The 20,094-nt window shown below is 27.9% G+C and carries 18 protein-coding genes; 11 read left to right on the top strand and 7 right to left on the bottom strand.

Annotation, left to right across the window (positions count from 1 at the left end):
- Complete coding sequence (locus F7018_RS14260; protein WP_150900766.1) at positions 1-576, top strand: Crp/Fnr family transcriptional regulator; 576 nt, start codon at positions 1-3, stop codon at positions 574-576.
- Between the two features lie 232 nt (positions 577-808).
- Positions 809-1,378 carry a Crp/Fnr family transcriptional regulator gene (locus tag F7018_RS14255; RefSeq protein ID WP_150900765.1) on the top strand — a complete coding sequence of 190 codons (570 nt, stop codon included), beginning with the start codon at positions 809-811 and terminating at the stop codon, positions 1,376-1,378.
- 129 nt (positions 1,379-1,507) lie between these two features.
- Here the strand turns inward: F7018_RS14255 and F7018_RS14250 are convergent, their stop codons facing one another.
- The 5 genes from F7018_RS14250 to F7018_RS14230 are packed head-to-tail and all read right to left on the bottom strand — an operon-like array spanning position 1,508 to position 7,083.
- The gene (locus F7018_RS14250; protein ID WP_150900764.1) at positions 1,508-3,013 is read right to left on the bottom strand and encodes a lipopolysaccharide biosynthesis protein; all 1,506 of its coding nucleotides are present in this window, start codon (positions 3,011-3,013) and stop codon (positions 1,508-1,510) included.
- A gap of 1 nt (position 3,014) precedes the next feature.
- Positions 3,015-4,100 carry a non-hydrolyzing UDP-N-acetylglucosamine 2-epimerase gene (wecB, locus tag F7018_RS14245; RefSeq protein ID WP_150900763.1) on the bottom strand — a complete coding sequence of 362 codons (1,086 nt, stop codon included), beginning with the start codon at positions 4,098-4,100 and terminating at the stop codon, positions 3,015-3,017.
- Positions 4,097-5,383 carry a glycosyltransferase family 4 protein gene (locus tag F7018_RS14240; RefSeq protein ID WP_150900762.1) on the bottom strand — a complete coding sequence of 429 codons (1,287 nt, stop codon included), beginning with the start codon at positions 5,381-5,383 and terminating at the stop codon, positions 4,097-4,099. Before F7018_RS14240 ends, wecB begins: the two co-directional genes overlap by 4 nt.
- The gene (locus F7018_RS14235; RefSeq protein ID WP_150900761.1) at positions 5,384-6,559 is read right to left on the bottom strand and encodes a glycosyltransferase family 4 protein; all 1,176 of its coding nucleotides are present in this window, start codon (positions 6,557-6,559) and stop codon (positions 5,384-5,386) included.
- Between the two features lie 2 nt (positions 6,560-6,561).
- Positions 6,562-7,083, bottom strand: a complete 522-nt coding sequence (locus F7018_RS14230; RefSeq protein ID WP_150900760.1) for a methyltransferase domain-containing protein — start codon at positions 7,081-7,083, stop codon at positions 6,562-6,564.
- Between the two features lie 321 nt (positions 7,084-7,404).
- On the opposite strand from F7018_RS14230, the gene F7018_RS14225 reads away from it, so the two are divergent.
- The gene (locus tag F7018_RS14225; RefSeq protein ID WP_150900759.1) at positions 7,405-9,102 is read left to right on the top strand and encodes a helix-turn-helix domain-containing protein; all 1,698 of its coding nucleotides are present in this window, start codon (positions 7,405-7,407) and stop codon (positions 9,100-9,102) included.
- 11 nt (positions 9,103-9,113) lie between these two features.
- On the opposite strand, the gene F7018_RS14220 is transcribed toward F7018_RS14225, so the two are convergent.
- Both F7018_RS14220 and F7018_RS14215 read right to left on the bottom strand, forming a co-directional pair.
- Complete coding sequence (locus tag F7018_RS14220; protein ID WP_150900758.1) at positions 9,114-11,513, bottom strand: YfhO family protein; 2,400 nt, start codon at positions 11,511-11,513, stop codon at positions 9,114-9,116.
- Between the two features lie 2 nt (positions 11,514-11,515).
- On the bottom strand, positions 11,516-11,797 hold the full coding sequence (locus F7018_RS14215) for a DUF4834 family protein (RefSeq protein WP_246175196.1): 282 nt from the start codon (positions 11,795-11,797) through the stop codon (positions 11,516-11,518).
- Between the two features lie 141 nt (positions 11,798-11,938).
- On the opposite strand from F7018_RS14215, the gene F7018_RS14210 reads away from it, so the two are divergent.
- The 8 genes from F7018_RS14210 to F7018_RS14175 all read left to right on the top strand — a co-directional run bounded on the left by F7018_RS14210 (position 11,939) and on the right by F7018_RS14175 (position 19,994).
- Positions 11,939-13,300: a transporter gene (locus F7018_RS14210; protein WP_246175194.1), complete on the top strand. Its 1,362-nt coding sequence runs from the start codon at positions 11,939-11,941 to the stop codon at positions 13,298-13,300.
- Between the two features lie 18 nt (positions 13,301-13,318).
- The gene (locus tag F7018_RS14205) at positions 13,319-14,437 is read left to right on the top strand and encodes a GTP cyclohydrolase (RefSeq protein WP_150900757.1); all 1,119 of its coding nucleotides are present in this window, start codon (positions 13,319-13,321) and stop codon (positions 14,435-14,437) included.
- On the top strand, positions 14,437-15,147 hold the full coding sequence (locus F7018_RS14200; protein WP_150900756.1) for a 16S rRNA (uracil(1498)-N(3))-methyltransferase: 711 nt from the start codon (positions 14,437-14,439) through the stop codon (positions 15,145-15,147). The genes F7018_RS14205 and F7018_RS14200 overlap by 1 nt, the downstream gene beginning before the upstream one ends.
- Before the next feature lie 148 nt (positions 15,148-15,295).
- On the top strand, positions 15,296-16,357 hold the full coding sequence (locus F7018_RS14195) for a helix-turn-helix domain-containing protein (RefSeq protein WP_150900755.1): 1,062 nt from the start codon (positions 15,296-15,298) through the stop codon (positions 16,355-16,357).
- 516 nt (positions 16,358-16,873) lie between these two features.
- Positions 16,874-17,515, top strand: coding sequence for a DUF4159 domain-containing protein (locus tag F7018_RS14190; protein WP_150900754.1), 642 nt, complete (start codon positions 16,874-16,876; stop codon positions 17,513-17,515).
- Positions 17,499-18,413: a bile acid:sodium symporter family protein gene (locus F7018_RS14185; protein ID WP_150900753.1), complete on the top strand. Its 915-nt coding sequence runs from the start codon at positions 17,499-17,501 to the stop codon at positions 18,411-18,413. Before F7018_RS14190 ends, F7018_RS14185 begins: the two co-directional genes overlap by 17 nt.
- Positions 18,414-18,416: 3 nt before the next feature.
- The gene (locus F7018_RS14180; protein ID WP_150900752.1) at positions 18,417-19,469 is read left to right on the top strand and encodes a lysophospholipid acyltransferase family protein; all 1,053 of its coding nucleotides are present in this window, start codon (positions 18,417-18,419) and stop codon (positions 19,467-19,469) included.
- Positions 19,470-19,553: 84 nt separating this feature from the next.
- Positions 19,554-19,994 carry an RrF2 family transcriptional regulator gene (locus F7018_RS14175; protein ID WP_150900751.1) on the top strand — a complete coding sequence of 147 codons (441 nt, stop codon included), beginning with the start codon at positions 19,554-19,556 and terminating at the stop codon, positions 19,992-19,994.
- Positions 19,995-20,094 lie beyond the last annotated feature (100 nt).

The raw sequence follows: 20,094 nt of genomic DNA, 5'->3' as shown, positions 1-20,094 counted from the left end.
ATGTCTTTTTTCAGAAACTTTGTTTTTAATTTTTATGATAAAGTTTCAGAGAATTCTTTTGAAGAGTTTAATAGATTAATGTTCTTCAAAAGTTTTTCTAAAGACCATAAACTTGTTGATTTAAATCAAACTCCAACAAACTTTTATATTTTAAAATCTGGTGTTGTCAGATCTTTTTTAGTTGATGAAAAAGGCAAAGAATATACTAAAACTATATTTGTCCCAATAACTACAACAGGTAACTTAGGCGCTTTAATTACAAACACTCCTTCTAATTTAATTTATGAATGCTTAACCGATTGTGAAGTTTTAGAATGTAGTTACCAATCATTTTATAATTTATCATTAAAACATCATGATCTTTCTATTTTTCATTACAAAGTCTTAGAACACATATATATGAGAGAGGAAGCAAAAATACTTGAGCTATCAATACTAGATGCTTCTCAGAGATATGAAAAGCTCAAAAATAGACTTCCTAATATTGATAATTTAATCAATCAATATCACATCGCTTCTTATTTAAATATTACCCCTGTTCAATTAAGTCGTATTAAAAAGAATAGTTATAAATAACTCTTTTCTTAACATATGTTAATGCGTAAATTTTAAATCTCTTTTATATTCGTAACGTAATTAACAAGTTACATACTTGAAAAAAAATTCCCCTAATTAATACTTTTTTTTCAATAGTCAGACTTATCCCCTTATATAAGTCTGATTTTTTGCGTCTATTTTTTTTATCTCATAATTTTCATTAAATTTAGCCACTCTCAAAAGGGGTTAACTTGTTAATTTATATATATTTATGAGAAATGATATTGAGCAATTTCTTTATCAATTTACCGGTATACCTAGTAATATCATCTCTATTTTTGAAAATCTAGTTACATATTCCGAATTGGAACCTTTAGATTTTTTAGTAAAAACTAATGAATATCCTACTGATTTTTTCATTATTAAAACAGGAATAGTTAGATCTTATCTTGAAACAGAAACTGGAAAAGAAGCTACCAGAACTTTTTTTACTTCTGGTCAAACTACTGGTGGAGCCTCAGCAATGATGAGAGAAATCCCTTCTGAACTTAATTATCAAGCTTTAACAAAAGTGACTGGTTATAGAGGTAGCTTTCAAAAATTTAAAGAACTCACTTTGAAACATCATGAGTTGAGTATTTTTTATGTAAAAATCTTAGAAGACGCCTATTTAAAAGCTGAAAATATTATTCTTGATATTTCTATGTATACTGCAAAAGAAAGGTATTTAAAACTGAGAAAAAGAATCTCAGGAATCGATAATTTGATTGCTCAAAAACACATCGCCTCTTTTCTTAACATCTCCCCTGTTCAATTAAGTAGAATTAAAAAAACTTTATAAAAAGTTCTTTTTATAAACATATGTTAATCAACAAAATACTAAAACAGCTGTATATTTGCCGCTGAAATATTCCCCTTATTTCTTTTTCCCTTATTAAAGACTTATTCCTCTTGTGAATACAGTCTTTTTTTATTTTATAAACCTAGTTACTAGGTTATTTATTTGACTAGATATTGATAGTTTTATTATAATAAATACATAAACTATAATTATCAAAATACTCTTCAAAATAATATTAACTATTGGATCCAATGGAAAATCGAAAGCTGAGAACTCAGGAACTGAAAAATTCCAAAAATAAAAAGCAAAAAACATCGCTATAATTACCAAAAGTATCTGTAATGTTTTTCTTGTATAAGGAAACATTTTTAACTTGTTACTTACAAACCATAATTTAAAAATATTGAAGAATAAAATGGTTAATAAGGTAGCTAATGCTAAACCTTCAGTTCCCATTCCTATGTAATTATAGAAGAATTTATTTAAATAAAATACCAAAAAAGCAGATCCTACTCCTATTGGCATTACAATTCTATAAAACTTAGAATTGGTAATAATTGCACCATTGCTTCCCAAAGACATTAAAAATAATTTACCAATAGATATTAATAAGACTACTAATATTCCTCCTTCTCCATAGTTCTTATTAGGCATAATTCTAAACAATTCAGCTACATTACAATTTACCAAAACAAAAAACAATCCTCCAATAACCAATAAATTTATTGAACTCTTCTTATACAAACTTTCAGTTTCCTTTACATTATTATCGTTTATAGATTTAGATGTAAGTGGTTGTAAAATTTGCCCCATTGCTCTACTTGGAGCTTCAATAAATGTCCCTATAAATAAAGCAACACCATAATAAGCTGCAGTAGCAAAACCATCTTTTCCTGGTATCATTATTTTATCAATATCCAAGACTATTGCGCCTGCACTTCCTGCCAATACAATATAAAACGTATAACGTAATACTTCTTTAAAGTTATAAGGTAATGAAAACGTTATTTTAGGCCTGTATAATCTAAAAGCATACAACATCATTAAAAATGTTCTTAAAATGTATGCTATGGCCATATAATACAGAAATTCTTGCTTAGTTATCAGCTCAAAGTTTACAGCAAATAACATAATCATTATAGCTACTCTATTATAAAGCTCCTTTAAAAGGTTTCCAAAAACTGATTGCATTTGGACTTTGGCCCATGAATAAAAAACTTCAAAATAAGCACAAGCTACAGCAATAATATATATGTATATCGTATAACTTTCTACAATTTGATTTCCTTCAACATTACTTTTTGAAATATAATCCATAATTTGATTGTGGAAGAAATCCCAGAAAAAACCTACTGGTAATGCGACTAGTAAAGGGAGAAATAAAACTGAACTTAAAAAACTATCTTTTTCTGTTTTTGTCTTATACCCTGAAAAAAACTTAATAATAGTGTAATGAACTCCTAAAGCTATTATTGGCAATAATAAATTAGAAGCAGCAAACACATACATTGCTAATCCATAATATTCATCTTTTAAAAATCTTGAATATAAAACTATTGTATTGATTCCTCCTATTAGAAAACCTAAATAGATTATAATAGTGTTTTTAAATGATTGTTTAAATACAATTCCCAATTTATTCTTGAATTAGTTTTTTTATTGACTGATATATCTTTTCTCCAACATTATCTCCATATAATTTTTCTTCAAAGCTCTTGTTTGCTATTAAGAAATTCTCATATGCTTCAATAATATTTGTATAATTTGTTCCTGCTAACTTAGCATAATTATAATTAACAAGCTCCACCCACTCGGTTTCTTCTCTTGCAACAATACAATACTTCTTATTAAAAAAAGCTTCTTTTTGTAATCCTCCACTATCAGTAATAACTAAACTACAATTTTTTAATAATTCTAGCATGTCAAAATAACCTACTGGTTCTATGAAAGTAATAGCTGGTGTTAAACCATAAAGATCAAGTTTCTTTTTGGTTCTTGGGTGCAAAGGCAATACCACCTTTTTAGACTCATTTATTTTTTCTAAAGCTTGAAAAACTTCTGTCAGTTTTTCTTTATCATCTGTATTTTCTTGTCGGTGAATTGTAGCTAATACAAATTCATCTTTATTTAGCTCTAAATCGCTTATAATAGTCGATTTTTCATTTGAAAACTTACCATAAAACTCTACTGCATCTTTCATTATATCGCCATGTTGCTCTACAGTTATTGATAAGTTATCAAACCCTTCTTTCTTCAAATTTTCTACTGCTACTGCTGTTGGACAACTTAACAAGTTCGCGATTCTATCTGTAACAATTCTATTTACCTCTTCTGGCATTTGCATATTAAAAGAACGCAATCCTGCTTCAATATGCACCACTTTAATATGCAACTTTTTCGCAGCTAAAGCACCTGCTATAGTCGAATTTGTATCACCATATACTACGACAGCTTCTGGTTTTTCTTCTTCTAAAATTTTTTCAATTCCTTCAAGCATTTGACCAGTCATTGCTCCATGACTTAATCCATTTATATCTAAATTATATTTAGGTTTAGGAATTTGCATTTCATTAAAAAAAACGGCACTCATATTTTCATCAAAATGCTGTCCTGTATGAACAATCACTTCTTCTACTTCATTATACTTCCTTATGACTCTGCTTAAAACTGCTCCTTTTACAAATTGAGGTCGAGCTCCTAATATAGTTACTATTTTTTTCAAGAATTTACTAATTGTTTTAGTATTACTGATAATTGTTTTGTCAATTCTTTTCTATGATATTTTTCTATACCTAAAGAAGATATTCTCAAATCATTTTGTTTGTACTTTTGATACAAACTTAAGACCACTTCTTTTATTTTTTCTTTTGCTTCAAAATTAACTATAGTTCCCGATTTAGTTTTATTTAAAATTTCAGCTAAATCTCCATCCTCTGGTCCAATTGCTAAGATAGGGCGTTTTGCTTGTAAATATTCGAAAATTTTTCCTGTAATAATACCTTTAGCACTAGGTACTTTATTTACTGCCAGCAATAACACCTGAGATTTCCTTTGATACTGCTGCACCTCTTGATGAGGAACATAACTTATTTTAGTTACATTTTGAAATTTATAGTTTTTTAAACTGCTTTCAACTTCACTCGCAATTTTTCCTATTAGCTTTATTTCTAAATCGTTTTTAAAGTCCAGATGCTCTTCTGACAACTCAGATAATGCTTCCCATAATATTTTAGGGTTTCTATCTGCATTCATCAAACCTATATGAGTAATTGAAAAACTTTTATCTAATACTATTTCCTCTCCCTTTACTTTATCAATTTCTGTATCATATCCATTAGTAACTACATGAATATTTTTTGAATATTCTTTATAGTTTTCTTTCATCGTTTTCCCTATTACTAAACTAGCATCAGCCTCTTTCAATACTTCCTTTTCTAATTCAAAATGCTTCTTTTTCGCTTTTTCAGTTAGTGGTAATTGATGAAAATAATCTATATCTGTCCATGGGTCACGAAAATCAGCTACCCATTTTATATTTAGATCCTTTTTTAATTGTAAGCCTATTAAATGTAAACTATGTGGTGGTCCTGTAGTAATTACTACATCAATAGGATTATTCTTTAAATAATTTTTTAAATACTTTACTGAAGGTTTAATCCAAAACTTTCTTGCATCTGGAATAAAATAATTAGCTCTAATATATTGCATTATTTTTCCCAAAAAAGTTGGATTAGGATTTAAAAAACCTGCACTTGTTTTTGTACTCTTTTTCTTGAAACCCGCAAGTACATCATTAGGCTCCCAAATACTTTTCTTTAACAATTCTATACTATCTGGAACATCTTTTTCTAAAGATGAATCTATAATAGGGTAATTAGCCTCATCTACAGTATATATTACTGGTTCAATATCAAAGTTTCGTAAATATTTTACAAACTTCAACCAGCGTTGAATACCAGAACCACCAGCTGGCACCCAATAATATGTTACAATTAATACTTTCAATTATAAACCAGCGTATAAATTTATTAACTCTTTGGATGTTTTGTCCCAAGTAAATTCATTTTGAACAAAACCTTTTCCATTCTTTCCTAATTGTTCTCTTAACAAAGGATTATTATATAATTCTAAAACTTTATTTTCAAAATCTTCTACGTCTTTTTCTTTATGAACTAAACCTGTATTGTACTCTTCTACTAATTTTTTCTGAGCTGTGGCATTACTCACTATTAAAGGTTTGCCTAAACTCATGTATTGAAATAACTTATTTGCATAAGTTGTATCATGATGAATATTTCTGTGCAATGGTGATAAACAAACATCACTTTCTTGAATATACTTTACAAAAGTAGATTCATTTTGCCAACCTTGAAAATCAACATAGTCAGTTATTTTCAATTTAGTTACTTCAAGTTTTAATTCATTGGTTGCTTTACCTACTATAACTAGCTTTATATTTTTTATAGTCTTTGCTAATTTAGGTAAACTTCTAACAACAGTTTTCAAACCTCTTCTTTCTCCAGTATCTCCTATATACAATAATACAAAATTGTCTTTCTTTTTATTTTCAGCAAGTTGAATTTGAGCTTTTTCATAAAATGAAGACCTAACTGTATTAGGAACTACTGAAATAGTACTTGAATCAATTTTTGTTCTTTCTACAATTTCTTCCTTAGCGTCTTTTGTAACTACAATAACCCGATTAGCCTTTTTTATAAAAGATTCTTCTTTTTCTTTCCATTTTTTGGGAGAAATAAGCACATTAGAAGGAAACCTTTTTAAATGAGGATAAAACTTCATTATTTCAGGTCTGTTTTCATGCAAATCTAAAACAATTGGTAACTCTAGTTTTTTATTAGCCTTAAAAACAGCTTCTGCAATTACCATGTCATGAATATGAATGGCTTCAATTCTAGCTTCATTTAAAAAATGACTTATTTTCTTTTCCATTAAAATAGAATATAATGGAATTGTATAAGCTAATGCAGATAACTTATATTCTAACTTATTGCTCTTATATCTTTTTACCGTAATTTGATTAACTTCTTCTTCTCTCTTTTGATTTGTATATGTTAGACAAAATAAAAAGACCTCATGACCTTTATTGATTAACTCAATGGCCTCATTCTCCACCCTTGGATCTGGGGGAAATATTTTATCTAAAATCATTCCTATCCTCACTACTACTTCTTTTTTTCTGCGTAAACAGCGTAATAACGAGGGGTGAATTTTCTTAAAATTGGTCGAAATCCTATTTTATTAATTGGACTTGTCCATTTTTTTCTATCTAAAATTTCCCAGCCTGTTTTTTCTAACAACCAATCATACTGCCAATCTTCAAATTCATGATAATGTCTATCCCACATATCCGTTTTACTTCTATAGGCGTCAGTAAACCATAACTTCAAAGGTATTGTTGTTACTATTTTTTGAGCTTCAATTTCTCTAAGCACATTAAACGGTGCTAATAAATGCTCAAAAATCTCGAAAGCAGTTACAACATCTACTTTATATTCTTTTACTATTTCTGGTAATAAATCTAAGTCTTCGCCATTTGTGTTATATACTGTATAACCATTTTTCTCCATTATTTCTGAAAAAGGATTACGAACTCCTAAGTCTAAAATAACTGCTGGAGCTGGAACATGCTTTTTTAAAAACTCTAAGGTGTGATTATATCTTTTCTCTGGTAATTTAGAGTACATAAATAATAATTTGAAACAAATGTATTATTATTTTATTTTTTACAATAGCAATCTCTTTGAATAATCAGTTTAAAACTGTTGAATTTGTTATAAAATAAAAAAAAGTGGAGGTAAATCTCCACTTTTTTACTTTTTCATAACAATGTTATGAACTCTTTCTTATTCATCTTCTGTGTATAGCAGTAAACAGAAGCAGTACAAACATATTACTCTTTCTCGAATCATAAAAACATTGTACCCTTCCTTTTATAAAAAGCATTATATTTGGACTTGTTTTTATATGCTTTTCATAAAAAGCATTATTATATTTACATACTTAGAATGCATAAAAATTTTTACTTTGTTCTTTTCATTATTCTTTTTTTCAACAAAAAAGTCTACTCTCAAACGAGACAATTAGACTCTATTAATTTAAGCAAGGTAGACTTCTTTAAAAACTCTAATATTGATAGCTTATTTTATTATTGCGACAAACTAGAAAACTCTAAAAATATATGTAAAAAGCTAGAAGCTAAAACCGGGAGAGCTTATGGCTATTATATTCAAAAAAATTACACTAAGACTGAGAAAATAATTAGGCGAGTTATCAACTTAGTAGATTCATTGAATCAAAGCTTAGATAAACCTTGTCTAATTGACAGAAAAATAGCTTCTTTAAATAGATTATTTTGGATTAAAAAAAATCAAGAGAAATATCAAGAAGCTTATGCTATTCTTATTGAAAAAGAAAACCAAATATCAAACCACCCTGTAAAGGACCAACTAAATTTTAGAAATCAATTAGGATTAAAGCTTAGCAAAGCAGTTATAAAAAACAAACTTGGCATGCATGATAAAGCCAAGGTTTTATTATTAAACTCTGTTAGTGAAATTAAAAACCCAATTGTAAAAGACCATTACAATGACGATTTTTTTATTCAGTGGCAGGCTAACGTATACAATTGCCTAGGAGACACATACATAGCTTTAAACGGTAAAAATACCAATCCTAACAAAGTATTATTAGATTCAGCAACATATTATTATGATAAAGCTTATAGTACATCTAAACTATTAACTCCAATACATAAAGACTCTAAACTGTTTTATAATTTTAGAAAAACTGAAATTTTATTAGCTAAAAAAGAATATAAAAAAGCTATAGAATTAATCAATAATTATAAAAACATCAATAATGGTTGCGAATATAAACATCGTGAATATTTTCAAAAAGCTATTTGTTTTCATAACCTGAATGTTTCTGATTCAGCAATATATTATGCTTCTAAAATAATAAAGGATAAAAAATATTGTAAAACAAGTAAGCTTATTACGATGTATGATATTCTATCTAATCAATACAATAAAATTCATAAAATTGATAGTGCATACAAATACTCTTCTTTAAACCTAAAACAATACGAGTTAGCTAGAAAAAACAAGGATAAAACCTTTAATTTATTTTACGATAATAATTTTAATAAAGCACAGAAATTAAACTTAGAAATAAAAGAAAATGGAGCAAATAAAGAACGTAAACTGATTCTTACTTTTTTCATATTACTTATTATACTTGCCACTGTTCTTCTTTACATTTATAAGAAAGAAAAAAATAAAAAAGAAAAATTAATTACAAAGATCAATAACCAACAACAACCTATTGAAATAGAAAAAAAGGAGTACAACATTGACGATGTCTTAGAAAATAAAATCCTTGATAAGATTAAAGATATTAACGAAAATTATGAATTCCTAGATTCTAATTTTTCAATCTCTAGCATAACTAAAGACCTACAAACTAATTCTACTTACGTTTCTTTTGTATTTAACAAACATTATAAAGAATCTTTTAAACAATACTTTACTAGACGTAAAATAGATTATATCATTAATAAATTGAGAACTGACGGTCAATATAGAAAATACTCTATCCAAGGTTTAGCACAAGAAGTTGGCTATACAAATGCCTCTGCTTTTTCAAGAGCTTTTAAAAAGCAAGTAGGTGTAACACCTTCTGCCTTCTTAAAAACTCTTGATTAATTAAAATATAATTATTGCTTTCTTTTCTTAAAAGCCACCCAACCTACTGGAACTAATAGTAATAATGCGTATGAAAATAATGTAATTACATTTCCTCTTGCTATAACGGTAGGTTCGTATTTAAATACTATTTCGTGCTTCCCTTTTGGAATCTCCATTCCTCTTAACACATAATTTACTCTGTGATAAGGAACTTGTTTACCATCTAAATAGGCATTCCAACCATCCTTGTAATAAATTTCAGAAAACACAGCGAAACTGTTCCCTGTTGTATTTGTTTCATACACTAATTCCGTTACATCATTTTTAACTAACTTTATCGATGAAACAGAGTCTTTCTGAAACTTTAAAGAAGTTAACTCCCCTTTTAAATGTTTTGAGTTCAACACAGCTTCTTCTTTCGTTTTTAAACTATCTAGAGCTTTTATTTCTCTATTGGCTGTATCAACAACTTTTAGTTTTTCAATAAACCAAGCATTTCCATTGGCATCTTTATTTTCTTGAAATTTATCTTCACCAATAATAACATATTTAGCATTTAACATATTCAACACCTCCATATTATTCTTAGCTATTTGGTAATCAAACAGCTCTTGGTATCTCTTCATTTTTGCTGCATGGTATCCTCCTATTGAATTATGAAAATAAGAAGTTCTCCCATCCTGCATTGGATTTACACTAAAGTTAGCTACTCTATAATAATCTTTATCTTTTAAAATTTCCTTATCAGCTTGGTTTGGCGAAAATGGTTTTAATACTCTTCTTGCTGATGTAAAATCTTCTTTGTTTACATAATTAATATCTACAGAAACCAAATCAAATACTATTAATCCACCAATAATTATTAAAACTGGAATTTGTTTTAACTTTCCTTTTAAATAAAACCATAATAAACCACCAGTTACTAAAACTAACAGGAATGATCTTACACTGTCATTAAATAACATATCCTTTCTATCAGAAATTAAAGCATCAATCAATGCTGGTAATTGTTGATATTGGTTATCTCTAAGTCCTTCAAAAGCAAACAAACTAGAACCAAATAAAGCGAAGGCTGCAGTTAAACCTCCTATTACATAAAAAGCTTTTTTAACAGCTGTTTCTTTTTCTTCTGAGGAAATTTTGGTTGAAAAGAAATCTCTTAAAGCTATAATACCTAATAATGGTACGCATAATTCTGCTATTACTTGAATAGATGAAACTGCTCTAAACTTATTGTACAAAGGCACATAATCGATAAAGAAATTTGTTACTACTGGAAAGTTTTTACCCCAACTTAATATAATAGAGAAAATAGTAGCTGAAACTAACCAATATTTCAATCTTCCCTTTACTAAAAATATACCTAAAAAGAATAAAAAGAATAAAATTGCTCCTATGTAAGCTGGTGCTTCTACAATAGGCTGTTTTCCCCAATAAGTAAGTACTTGACTTGAATAATCTTTTGCTACACTTTTACCAGCATTTTGCTCTAAAACTTGATAAAAATTAGAGTCTTCACCTAATTTTTCAATAGTTCCACCTCCCATAAAGCGAGGTATTAATAGGTTAAATGTTTCTCCTATTCCATAACTATATTCTGTAATATAAGCTTTATCTAGTCCTGTAGTTTTTTCTTTAGGGCTTCCATCGGCATTTATAGTTAGTTCTGACTTCCCTCTGGTACTAAAATCTCCATACTGTTTCATTGCCAATAATCTCGTAGAGTTAACCCCTAAACCTATAAACATTGCAGCAACTAATATTAATGCTTGTTTAGCAAAAACAGGTAATGTTTTTGTTTTAAATGCTTCAATAAATTCTACAATAGTTAATATTAACAAACAAAAAACAAGGTAATAAGTCATTTGAGGATGATTTGCATACACTTCTAAAGCCATAGCTAAAGAAGTAATTACAAAACCGAGTAAATATCTTTTTTGGAAAACATATAATACTCCTGCGATTACTAATGGCATATACCCTATTGCATGAGCCTTTGCATTATGTCCTGCACCAAAAATAATAATTAGATATGTTGAAAATCCAAAGGATAAACTACCTAATATGGCTAGTTTCCAATCTACTTTCAATGCATTTAACAATAAGAAGAATCCTAAGAAGTATAAAAACAAGTAATCAGCAGGTCTTGGTAAAAATCGAATAGCTTTATCAATATATCTTACAAAATCATTCGGATAATAAGCACTAACTTGATAAGCTGGCATTCCACTAAATGCATTTCCTAACCAATAAGGCTCCTCTCCTTTTTCTGCTCTATAATCAGAAACTTCTTTAGACATTCCTATAAACTGAGTAATATCACTTTGTTTAATTTGTTTTCCACTTAAAACTGGATTAAAATATAACAATGATATAACAGCAAAAGCAGCTATTGCAATTGCAAATGGCAGTATTTTTTTTAAATTCATAGCTAGTCTATTTCTTCAAAGTCAACATACTCTCCTACCGAATTATTGCTTTGTTTATTATTTTGTGGTTTTTTATCTATAATTGTTTTTCCTTCTTCAACATCTGTTTTTTGTTGTTGGTTTTGATATTGTTGCTCTGCTCTTTTCTGTACTTTATCAACAGCTTTTTTAATTAAATATGGAGCAAACAACCTCACAACAAACTTAACAGCATAATATGCTACAAGGATTATTAGTAAAGTTCTTAAAAAATTCATAGGTCCAGCCTCATTTATATGTATCATCTATTTCTTGTAAATAAAAAAATCTATCAAAAATAACAATTTGAAGCAAAAGGAAGCGTTAAGACTTTACAAAACTTAAATTATACGGTAATTCGTATTTTTACGTATGTTTGTATAATTTCTATAACTTGAATTTATAACATGATTAAGAAACTTTTTTTGTTTTTTGCTTTTTGCTCAACCTTACTTGTAAACGCACAATACACGACTGTTATAAATTCTAACCGTCCAGGTTTCTCTGAGAGTCCATACAGTGTGGGGTCTGGTGTATATCAATTTGAATCAAGCCTGTTTTTTAGAAAAATTAATGCTACACCTACTTTTAGTAACCCTCAAGCTATTGGTTTAAACTTATTGTTTAGGACAAGTTTCTTTACCGAAAAACTAGAATTTAACTTAAATACGAGTTTACAAAGCGATAAAAACGCTTTTAAAAATGTTTTTGAATCTTCATATAATCAAATAGGATTTGGTAATTTAACTTTAGGAGCAAAATATTTAGTGTATACACCTAAATATGACGATAAAAGCAAGGAAATTAGAAGCTGGAAAGCTAGACACTCTTTTGATTGGAAAAGATGGATTCCACACGTAGGTGTTTATGCTGGCTTGAATTTTGGCAGCATTTTAAATGATTATCATAAAAAAGGTGGGGTAACACCAAAAGTTGGGGTTTTATTACAAAATGAATTTTCTGACAAACTGAATGTTATAAGTAACCTATATTATGATTATATAGGAAGTGATTTTTCTGAATTCTCATACATCATAACTGGAACTTATAATTTTAATGATTATTGGTCTGGTTTTGCTGAATTACAAGGGTCTTTTGAAAAGTACCAACGAAAAAGCAATATTGGCTTTGGTGCAGCGTATTTATATAGCGAAAATTTACAACTTAATGCCACTGCTAGAATAATGCGTCAACAAAGCGAAATTGGTTTTTATACTGGTGTAGGAGTTTCTTATAGAATAAACAGACATAAAGATGAATTTGTAGAAGTAGATGAATTTGGCAATAAAATTGTTGAACAAGAAGAAACTAAATACGATGAAAACAAAGGTTTCTTCGGACGCTTGTTCAGTAAAGTAAAAAAACTGTTTAAGAAAAAAGAAAAGCAAACTATTGTTATTGATGATGGTGAAAAGAAAGAAGAAATAACAATTGAAAAACCAAGGAGGCAACGTCAAAAATCTTTAGTAGATGTTATTGCTAAAGAAGATAAAAAGTTAAAAAAGAAAACTACTAAAGCTGAAAAGAAAGCAGCAAAAAAAGCTAAAAAGAAAGCTGAAAAAGATGCTAGAAATAAAGCTAAAGAAGCAGAAAAAGCTGCTAAAAAGAAAGAGAAAGAACGCTTAAAGCTCGAAAAAAACCTTAAAAAAGAAAAGGAAAAAGAAGCTAAACGTAAAGAAAAAGAACGTTTAAAGCTTGAAAAAGAAATAAAAAAGCTAGAAGAAGAATTAAAAAAGGAAGAAGAAAAAGAAAAGAAGAAGGATAAATAAAAATGATACATTTGCTGTATGATTGAAATTAAAGAAATAAATACCAAAAAGGAAATGAAACAATTTGTTAAGTTTCCTTTTTCTCTTTATAAGAATAATAAATATTGGGTACCTCCAATTATCAACGACGAACTAAATAGTTTTGACAAAGACAAAAACCCTGTTTTTGAACATGCAAACGCTCGTTTTTTTATTGCTTTAAAAAATGATGAAATTGTTGGACGTGTTGCTGCAATCATCAACACATATGAGGTTGAAAAACAAAACATAAAAAAGATGCGTTTTGGTTGGTTTGATGTCATAGATGATATCAATGTAACTAAATCACTAATTGAAAAAGTTAAGGAAATTGGTTATCAAAATAACCTAGAGTATGTGGAAGGTCCAGTTGGTTTTAATAATTTAGATAAAACTGGAGTTCTTGTAGAAGGATTTGATCACATAGGGACTATGATTACTTGGTATAATCATCCATATTATTCAAAACACTTAGAACAATTAGGTTTCAAAAAAGAAAAAGAATATTTAGAAAATAAATTCCGCTTTAGTAGTGAGGCTGCTTCAAAATACGAGAAGGCTAGTAACATTATTCAAAAAAGATACAATTTAAAAGCCTTGAATTTTACTTCAACAAAAGATATCATGCCTTATGTTGATGAAATGTTCGATTTGTTTAGCAAAACTTACTCTAAACTTTCCACTTATGTTCCAATCTCTAATGCACAAATAAAGCATTTTAAAGAAAAGTACATTAGTTTTATCAATCCTGAATACATAAAGTTTGTTCTAGATGAGAACAACAAATTAGTCGCTTTTGCTATTGTGATGCCTTCTTTTTCTAAGGCTTTACAAAAAGCCAATGGAAAACTATTTCCTTTTGGCATTTTTCATTTATTGAATGCTAGACGCAATTCTAAAGATGTAATTTTTTATTTGATTGGAGTACATCCTGACTATCAAAATAAAGGAGTAACTGCTATAATTTTCAAGCACTATTCTGAAATTTTCACAAAAAAGAATATTGAAAATTGTATAAGAACTCCTGAACTAGAAGATAATACAGCCATACAAAAGATATGGAAAGTTTTTAATCCTTCAGTACACAAAAGAAGAAGAACTTACAAGTTAAATTTATAATGCAGCTATTTTTTAACCCTAATATTACTCCCGAGACTAAAGAAATTACTTTCGAAAAAGAAGAAAGTAGGCATATTGTTCGCGTTTTAAGAAAAAAAGAAGGAGATATTTTACATATTACCAACGGTAATGGTTATTTATTCTTTGCTGAAATAGTAATTCCAAACGATAAAAAGTGTTTGGCTACCATTATAAAAAAAGAAGAAAAAATTAATCACAGAAAGTACTATTTACATGTAGCTATTGCACCAACAAAAAATAACGATCGTTTAGAATGGTTTTTAGAAAAGGCTACAGAAATAGGTATTGATGAAATTACTCCTATAATTTGTGATAATTCTGAACGAAAAGTAGTTAAAACAGAACGGTTATCTAAAATAATTCAATCTGCTATGAAGCAATCGCTTCAATTTACACTCCCAAAACTTAATTCACCTATAAAACTTTCTGAGTTTATTAAGAGCGATTTTTCTGAACAAACCTTTATTGCGCATTGTGAAGAAAATACAGAAAAAGTATTTTTAAAAAACATTGTTAAACCAAATTCAAAGTATACTATTCTAATTGGACCTGAAGGTGATTTTTCTACAAAAGAAATTGATAGTTGTTTACATAAAAACTTCACCCCTATTTCTTTAGGAGAAAATAGATTAAGAACAGAAACCGCTGGTTTAAGCGTAGTACAAAATATTGCCTTTATTCATCAATAAGTCATTTTTTGTATATTTAAAGTTCTAAATAAATATACAACTATTGAATACTGCTGACTTTTTCAATTTTTTCTTACTTATTAGTGCATTACATGGTTTTGCCTTTAGTATAATTCTTTTTTGCTCTAAAAATGGAAGAGAAAAAAGTATGCTATATTTAAATTTATTAATACTAGCTATTTCTTTAAACAACTTCCAGTCTTGGGCTTTAGAAAAGAATTTATTTCAACATAGGTTTGCTTTAGACTATATTCAAATACCCTGGCACTTTTTAGCCATGCCCTTTCTTTATATGTTTTTAGTCAATTATTTGAATTTAGCAGATAAGTCTTATAAACTACTAAAAGTTATAATTCCTTTATTTTTAATAATCGTTGTAGCTCAAGTAAGTTTTGTATTTAATTACAGTAATAGCACATTTACTCAAAATGATTTAGATTATTTATACGAACGATATACTTCTTTTGAAGAAATTTTTAGTTTAGTAGTATCACTAAGCATTTTCATATACTCTTTCTATATCTTATATAAAAAAGAAAAACTTTTCCCTAAAATATTATCATTTGATAATTTAAAATGGATACACACTTTCTTTAAATTGACTACTGTTGGATACTCATTGTGGATTTTAGCTTTGATTATAAAAGTTAAAATGAATTTTTCAGGTTTTTTATTTTCATATTACCCATTAAGAATTTACACAACTATCCTTATATACTGGCTAGGGTATCAAGGTCTAAGACAAATTCGAATACTAAAAGAACGTAAACATATTAGAGAGTCTTTATCTATTGAATTGAATGGTAATATTGATGTTAATGCGATTAATTTAAATACGACAGAAGACACCTCTTCTGAAAAACATAAAGAACAATTTTTGAAAATAGATGATTTTATAAAAAAGAGTAAAAAGTATTTATTACCTAAATATACTTTACAAAATTTATCATTAGACACAGAATTAGGGTCAAGCACACTTTCTCTGATCATTAATAATATTGCTGGTAAATCATTTACTGATTACCTAAATGAAATGAGAATAGAACAAGCTAAAAGTCTTTTACTCGACTCAGACTATTCTAATTATACCATTACTTCTATTGGGTTAGAATCTGGATTTAACTCAAAATCTACTTTTTATACTGTTTTCAAAAAACACACTGGGTATACACCTGTTGAATTCAAAAACATCACAGTAGCAGTCAATTAAATTTGTTACTTTTTATAAAAAAAGGGTTCGAAAACATCCAATTTGGATGTTTTCGAACCCTTAAATTCTTAATAGCCTTTATATTTGTAAACGAGAAATTTGAAATCCAAATTGAAAATTGTGAAGGGGTTTTCTATTTTGAATTTAATTTTCTTTAAAATATTTATTGAGTAACTAACTCGATAATGAAAAAGAAAAGGTTTGTCCTAAAAGCACCAATATGACTATTGGTGTTTTTATTTTTTGTTATTCCTAGGTATAATATATCACCAGAATAAAACATTTCACTTTTTATAAAAAAAGGGTTCTAAATCGTCCAATTTGGACGATTTAGAACTCATCTATTTTTACCCTATTATATATTTGGTACATGAAGTTATGTAATTATTGAAAATAATAAGGGGATTTTTAATTTATAAAATAACTTCTATAAGGGGAAAAAGAAAACACCAATAGTCATATTGGTGTTTTTTATTGTTGTTTTATTATATTGCTCTTCATTACATAATATACACAATGAAAAAGGCTTTAGCTATTCTATTTTTAATAAACCCCTTTATCGTTTTTTCTCAACAAATAGCTGTTTTAAAATATCAAGGAGGTGGTGACTGGTATGCAAATCCAACTGCATTACCTAATCTTATTGAATATTCTAACCTTCACACCAAAACCCTAATTGATAAAAACATACAAACGGTAAGCTTAAATGATGAAACAGTAAATAATTATCCAATTATATTTTTAACTGGACATGGTAATGTTTTTTTCTCCAATGAAGATGCTGAAAACCTTAAAAACTATTTAATTTCTGGAGGTTTTTTACATATTTCAGATAATTATGGGTTAAATAAATACATTAGAAGAGAGCTTAAAAAAGTATTTCCTTCTTTAAAACTTCAAGAAATACCTAATAAACATCCTATTTATCACCAAACATTTTCTTTTCCTAATGGATTGCCTAAAATCCATGAACACGATAAAAAACCACCTCAAGGCTTTGGTCTTTTTTACAAAGGACGTTTAATTATATTTTACGATTATGAAAGTGACTTAAGTGATGGATGGGAAGATGCATCTGTTCATAATAATCCTAAAGAAATGCGCGAAAAAGCCTTAAAAATGGGTTCAAACATTATAGAATATGCCTTTAAAAACTAATGATTTTCAAATAGACAGTATTAAAATAAATTTTGACACTGATGCTTTATGGATGTTAAACATCGCATTAGCTATTATCATGTTTGGTATTGCTTTAGATATTAAAATTGCTGATTTTAAAAGATTATTAAAGAATCCTAAAATTGTTTTAGTTGGATTATTATCTCAGTTTATTTTACTTCCATTTCTAACTTTTGTAGCTATTTACCTAATCAAACCATATCCTAGTTTTGCACTTGGTATGATGCTTGTTGCTGCTTGTCCTGGAGGAAATGTCTCAAACTTTTTTAGTAAAATGGCAAAAGGAAACACTGCTTTATCTGTTAGTTTAACTGCCTTTGCTACTTTACTATGTTTAATTATGACCCCTTTAAACTTACAAATATGGGGAAGCTTATATGAGCCTACTAATGCTATTTTAAAAAGTGTTTCTTTAAATCCTTTTGAATTATTTAAACTTGTATTATTAATATTAGGAATCCCAATAATTTTAGGAATGTTAGTCAATCATTTTCATTCAGAAATGGCTACAAAAATCAATAAAATACTTCGCCCTTTTTCTGTAGTTTTCTTTTTACTTTTAATCGTAATTGCTCTTTATGATAATGCTGATATATTTAAAAACTATATTCATTTAGTATTATTTTTAGTAATTTTTCATAATGTATTTGCATTTATTATTGGTTATGTAACGGCAAAATCATTCAAACTTAATCATAAAGACACGAAAACAATTTCTATGGAAACTGGTATTCAAAATAGTGGATTGGGACTTCTCTTAGTATTTAGCTTCTTCGATGGTCTTGGTGGTATGGCACTATTAGCTGCTTTTTGGGGTGTATGGGATATTTTTTCGGGAATGGCTTTAGCAACTTATTGGGGTAGAAAAAAACTATAATTAATGAGATACTTAGTTTACTATTTTTTTAAAGTACTAATCAAAACTGGTTTGTTTTTTTATTCAAATAAAATAAAAGTTACTGGAAATAAAAACATCCCTAAAGATGGTGCTATTTTATTAGCTTCTAATCACCCAAACGGTTTAATTGACCCTTTAATTATAGCAACTCATATTAAGAGAAAAACACATTTTTTAGTACAAGCTGGTGTTTTTACAAGTAAATCTGTTTCTAACTTTTTTAATTTATTAGGTATGATGCCTATTTATCGCATTAGAGATGGTATAAAACAGCTTTCTAAAAATGAAGCAATCTTTAATCAATGCCAACAGCTTTTAAAGAACAATAAAGCATTACTTATTTTTCCTGAAGGAAGTCATAATAGAAAAAGAACTGTCAGACCACTTAGCAAAGGCTTTACCAGAATAATATTTGGTACTCTAAATAATTACCCAGATACAAAAATTTATATTATCCCTGTAGGTATTACTTATCAGAATTCTTCTCAATACCCTTCAAAAGTAGCTGTAAACTTTGGTGAACCTATTGTATCTAACGATTTTTACAAAGAAGACAATCTAAATGCCTCAGCTAAAGTTTTAAAAGAAAAAGTGAGCTCACAATTAGAAAACTTAGTAGTTCATATTAAAGATGATGAAAACTATGAATCTACTCTAGAAAAGCTAAATAATGCTCAAGTTGATTTTACTCAAGTAAAAGAGATTAATAAAATAATAAAAAACGGGAATTTACCACCTCTAAAACAATCTTCTAAAAACACTTTTAATCATTTATATTATTTAGTGATTTTAAATAGTATAATTCCATATTATCTATGGAAAAAGATAGACAAAAAAGTTACTGAAATTGAATTTATCGACACTTTTCGTTTTAGTATTAACACAATTTTGTTTCCTACTTTTTATGCATTACAAAGTTGGATTCTTTATTTATTTTTCAACTGGAAAATAGCTCTATCTTATTTTGTTCTTTCTTTATCATTGGTTTTGCTATACACTAAAACCCACATATGTAAAACTGAAACAACAAATTAAAGTTTCCTTTGTGTTTCAAAATATTTTATAAAAGATATTTGTGTCCGTTATAAAAATTACACTACCTTTGTAAAAATATTTTATATGTTTTCAAAATCTTGCGAATATGCCATGAGAGCAATATTATATATTGCCAAGCAAAGCTTTAACGGTAATAAAACTGGCGTTAAGGAGATTGCTAAGGCTACAAATTCGCCAGAAGCTTTCACAGCTAAGATTTTGCAAAAACTAACAAAAAACAACATTGTAAACTCTATTAAAGGCCCTTATGGTGGTTTTTTAATATCTGAAAGTAAATCTCAAACTATTAAACTTAGCGAAATTGTAAAAGTTATTGATGGTAATGAAATTTATACTGGATGCGGTTTAGGCTTAAGAGAATGTAATGCAAAAAACCCATGCCCTATTCATCATAAATTTATTGATATTAGAAGAGATTTAAAAACAATGCTAGAAACAACAACTATATATGATTTAATCAAATCAGAAACTGGTGAAAATAAAATTCTACAATTAAAAAGATAAACTAAAAAAGGCTGTTCCTTTTTTTAAAAACATAAAGGATAAAAATATCCTTTATAAAAACACATAATTAAGAATAGAAAAGTTTAACTCTTCAAAATAA

It is taken from the genome of Tenacibaculum aiptasiae, assembly GCF_008806755.1.
In the GTDB taxonomy this organism is placed as follows: domain Bacteria; phylum Bacteroidota; class Bacteroidia; order Flavobacteriales; family Flavobacteriaceae; genus Polaribacter; species Polaribacter aiptasiae.
This window is presented reverse-complemented; position numbering and strand designations above follow the sequence as displayed.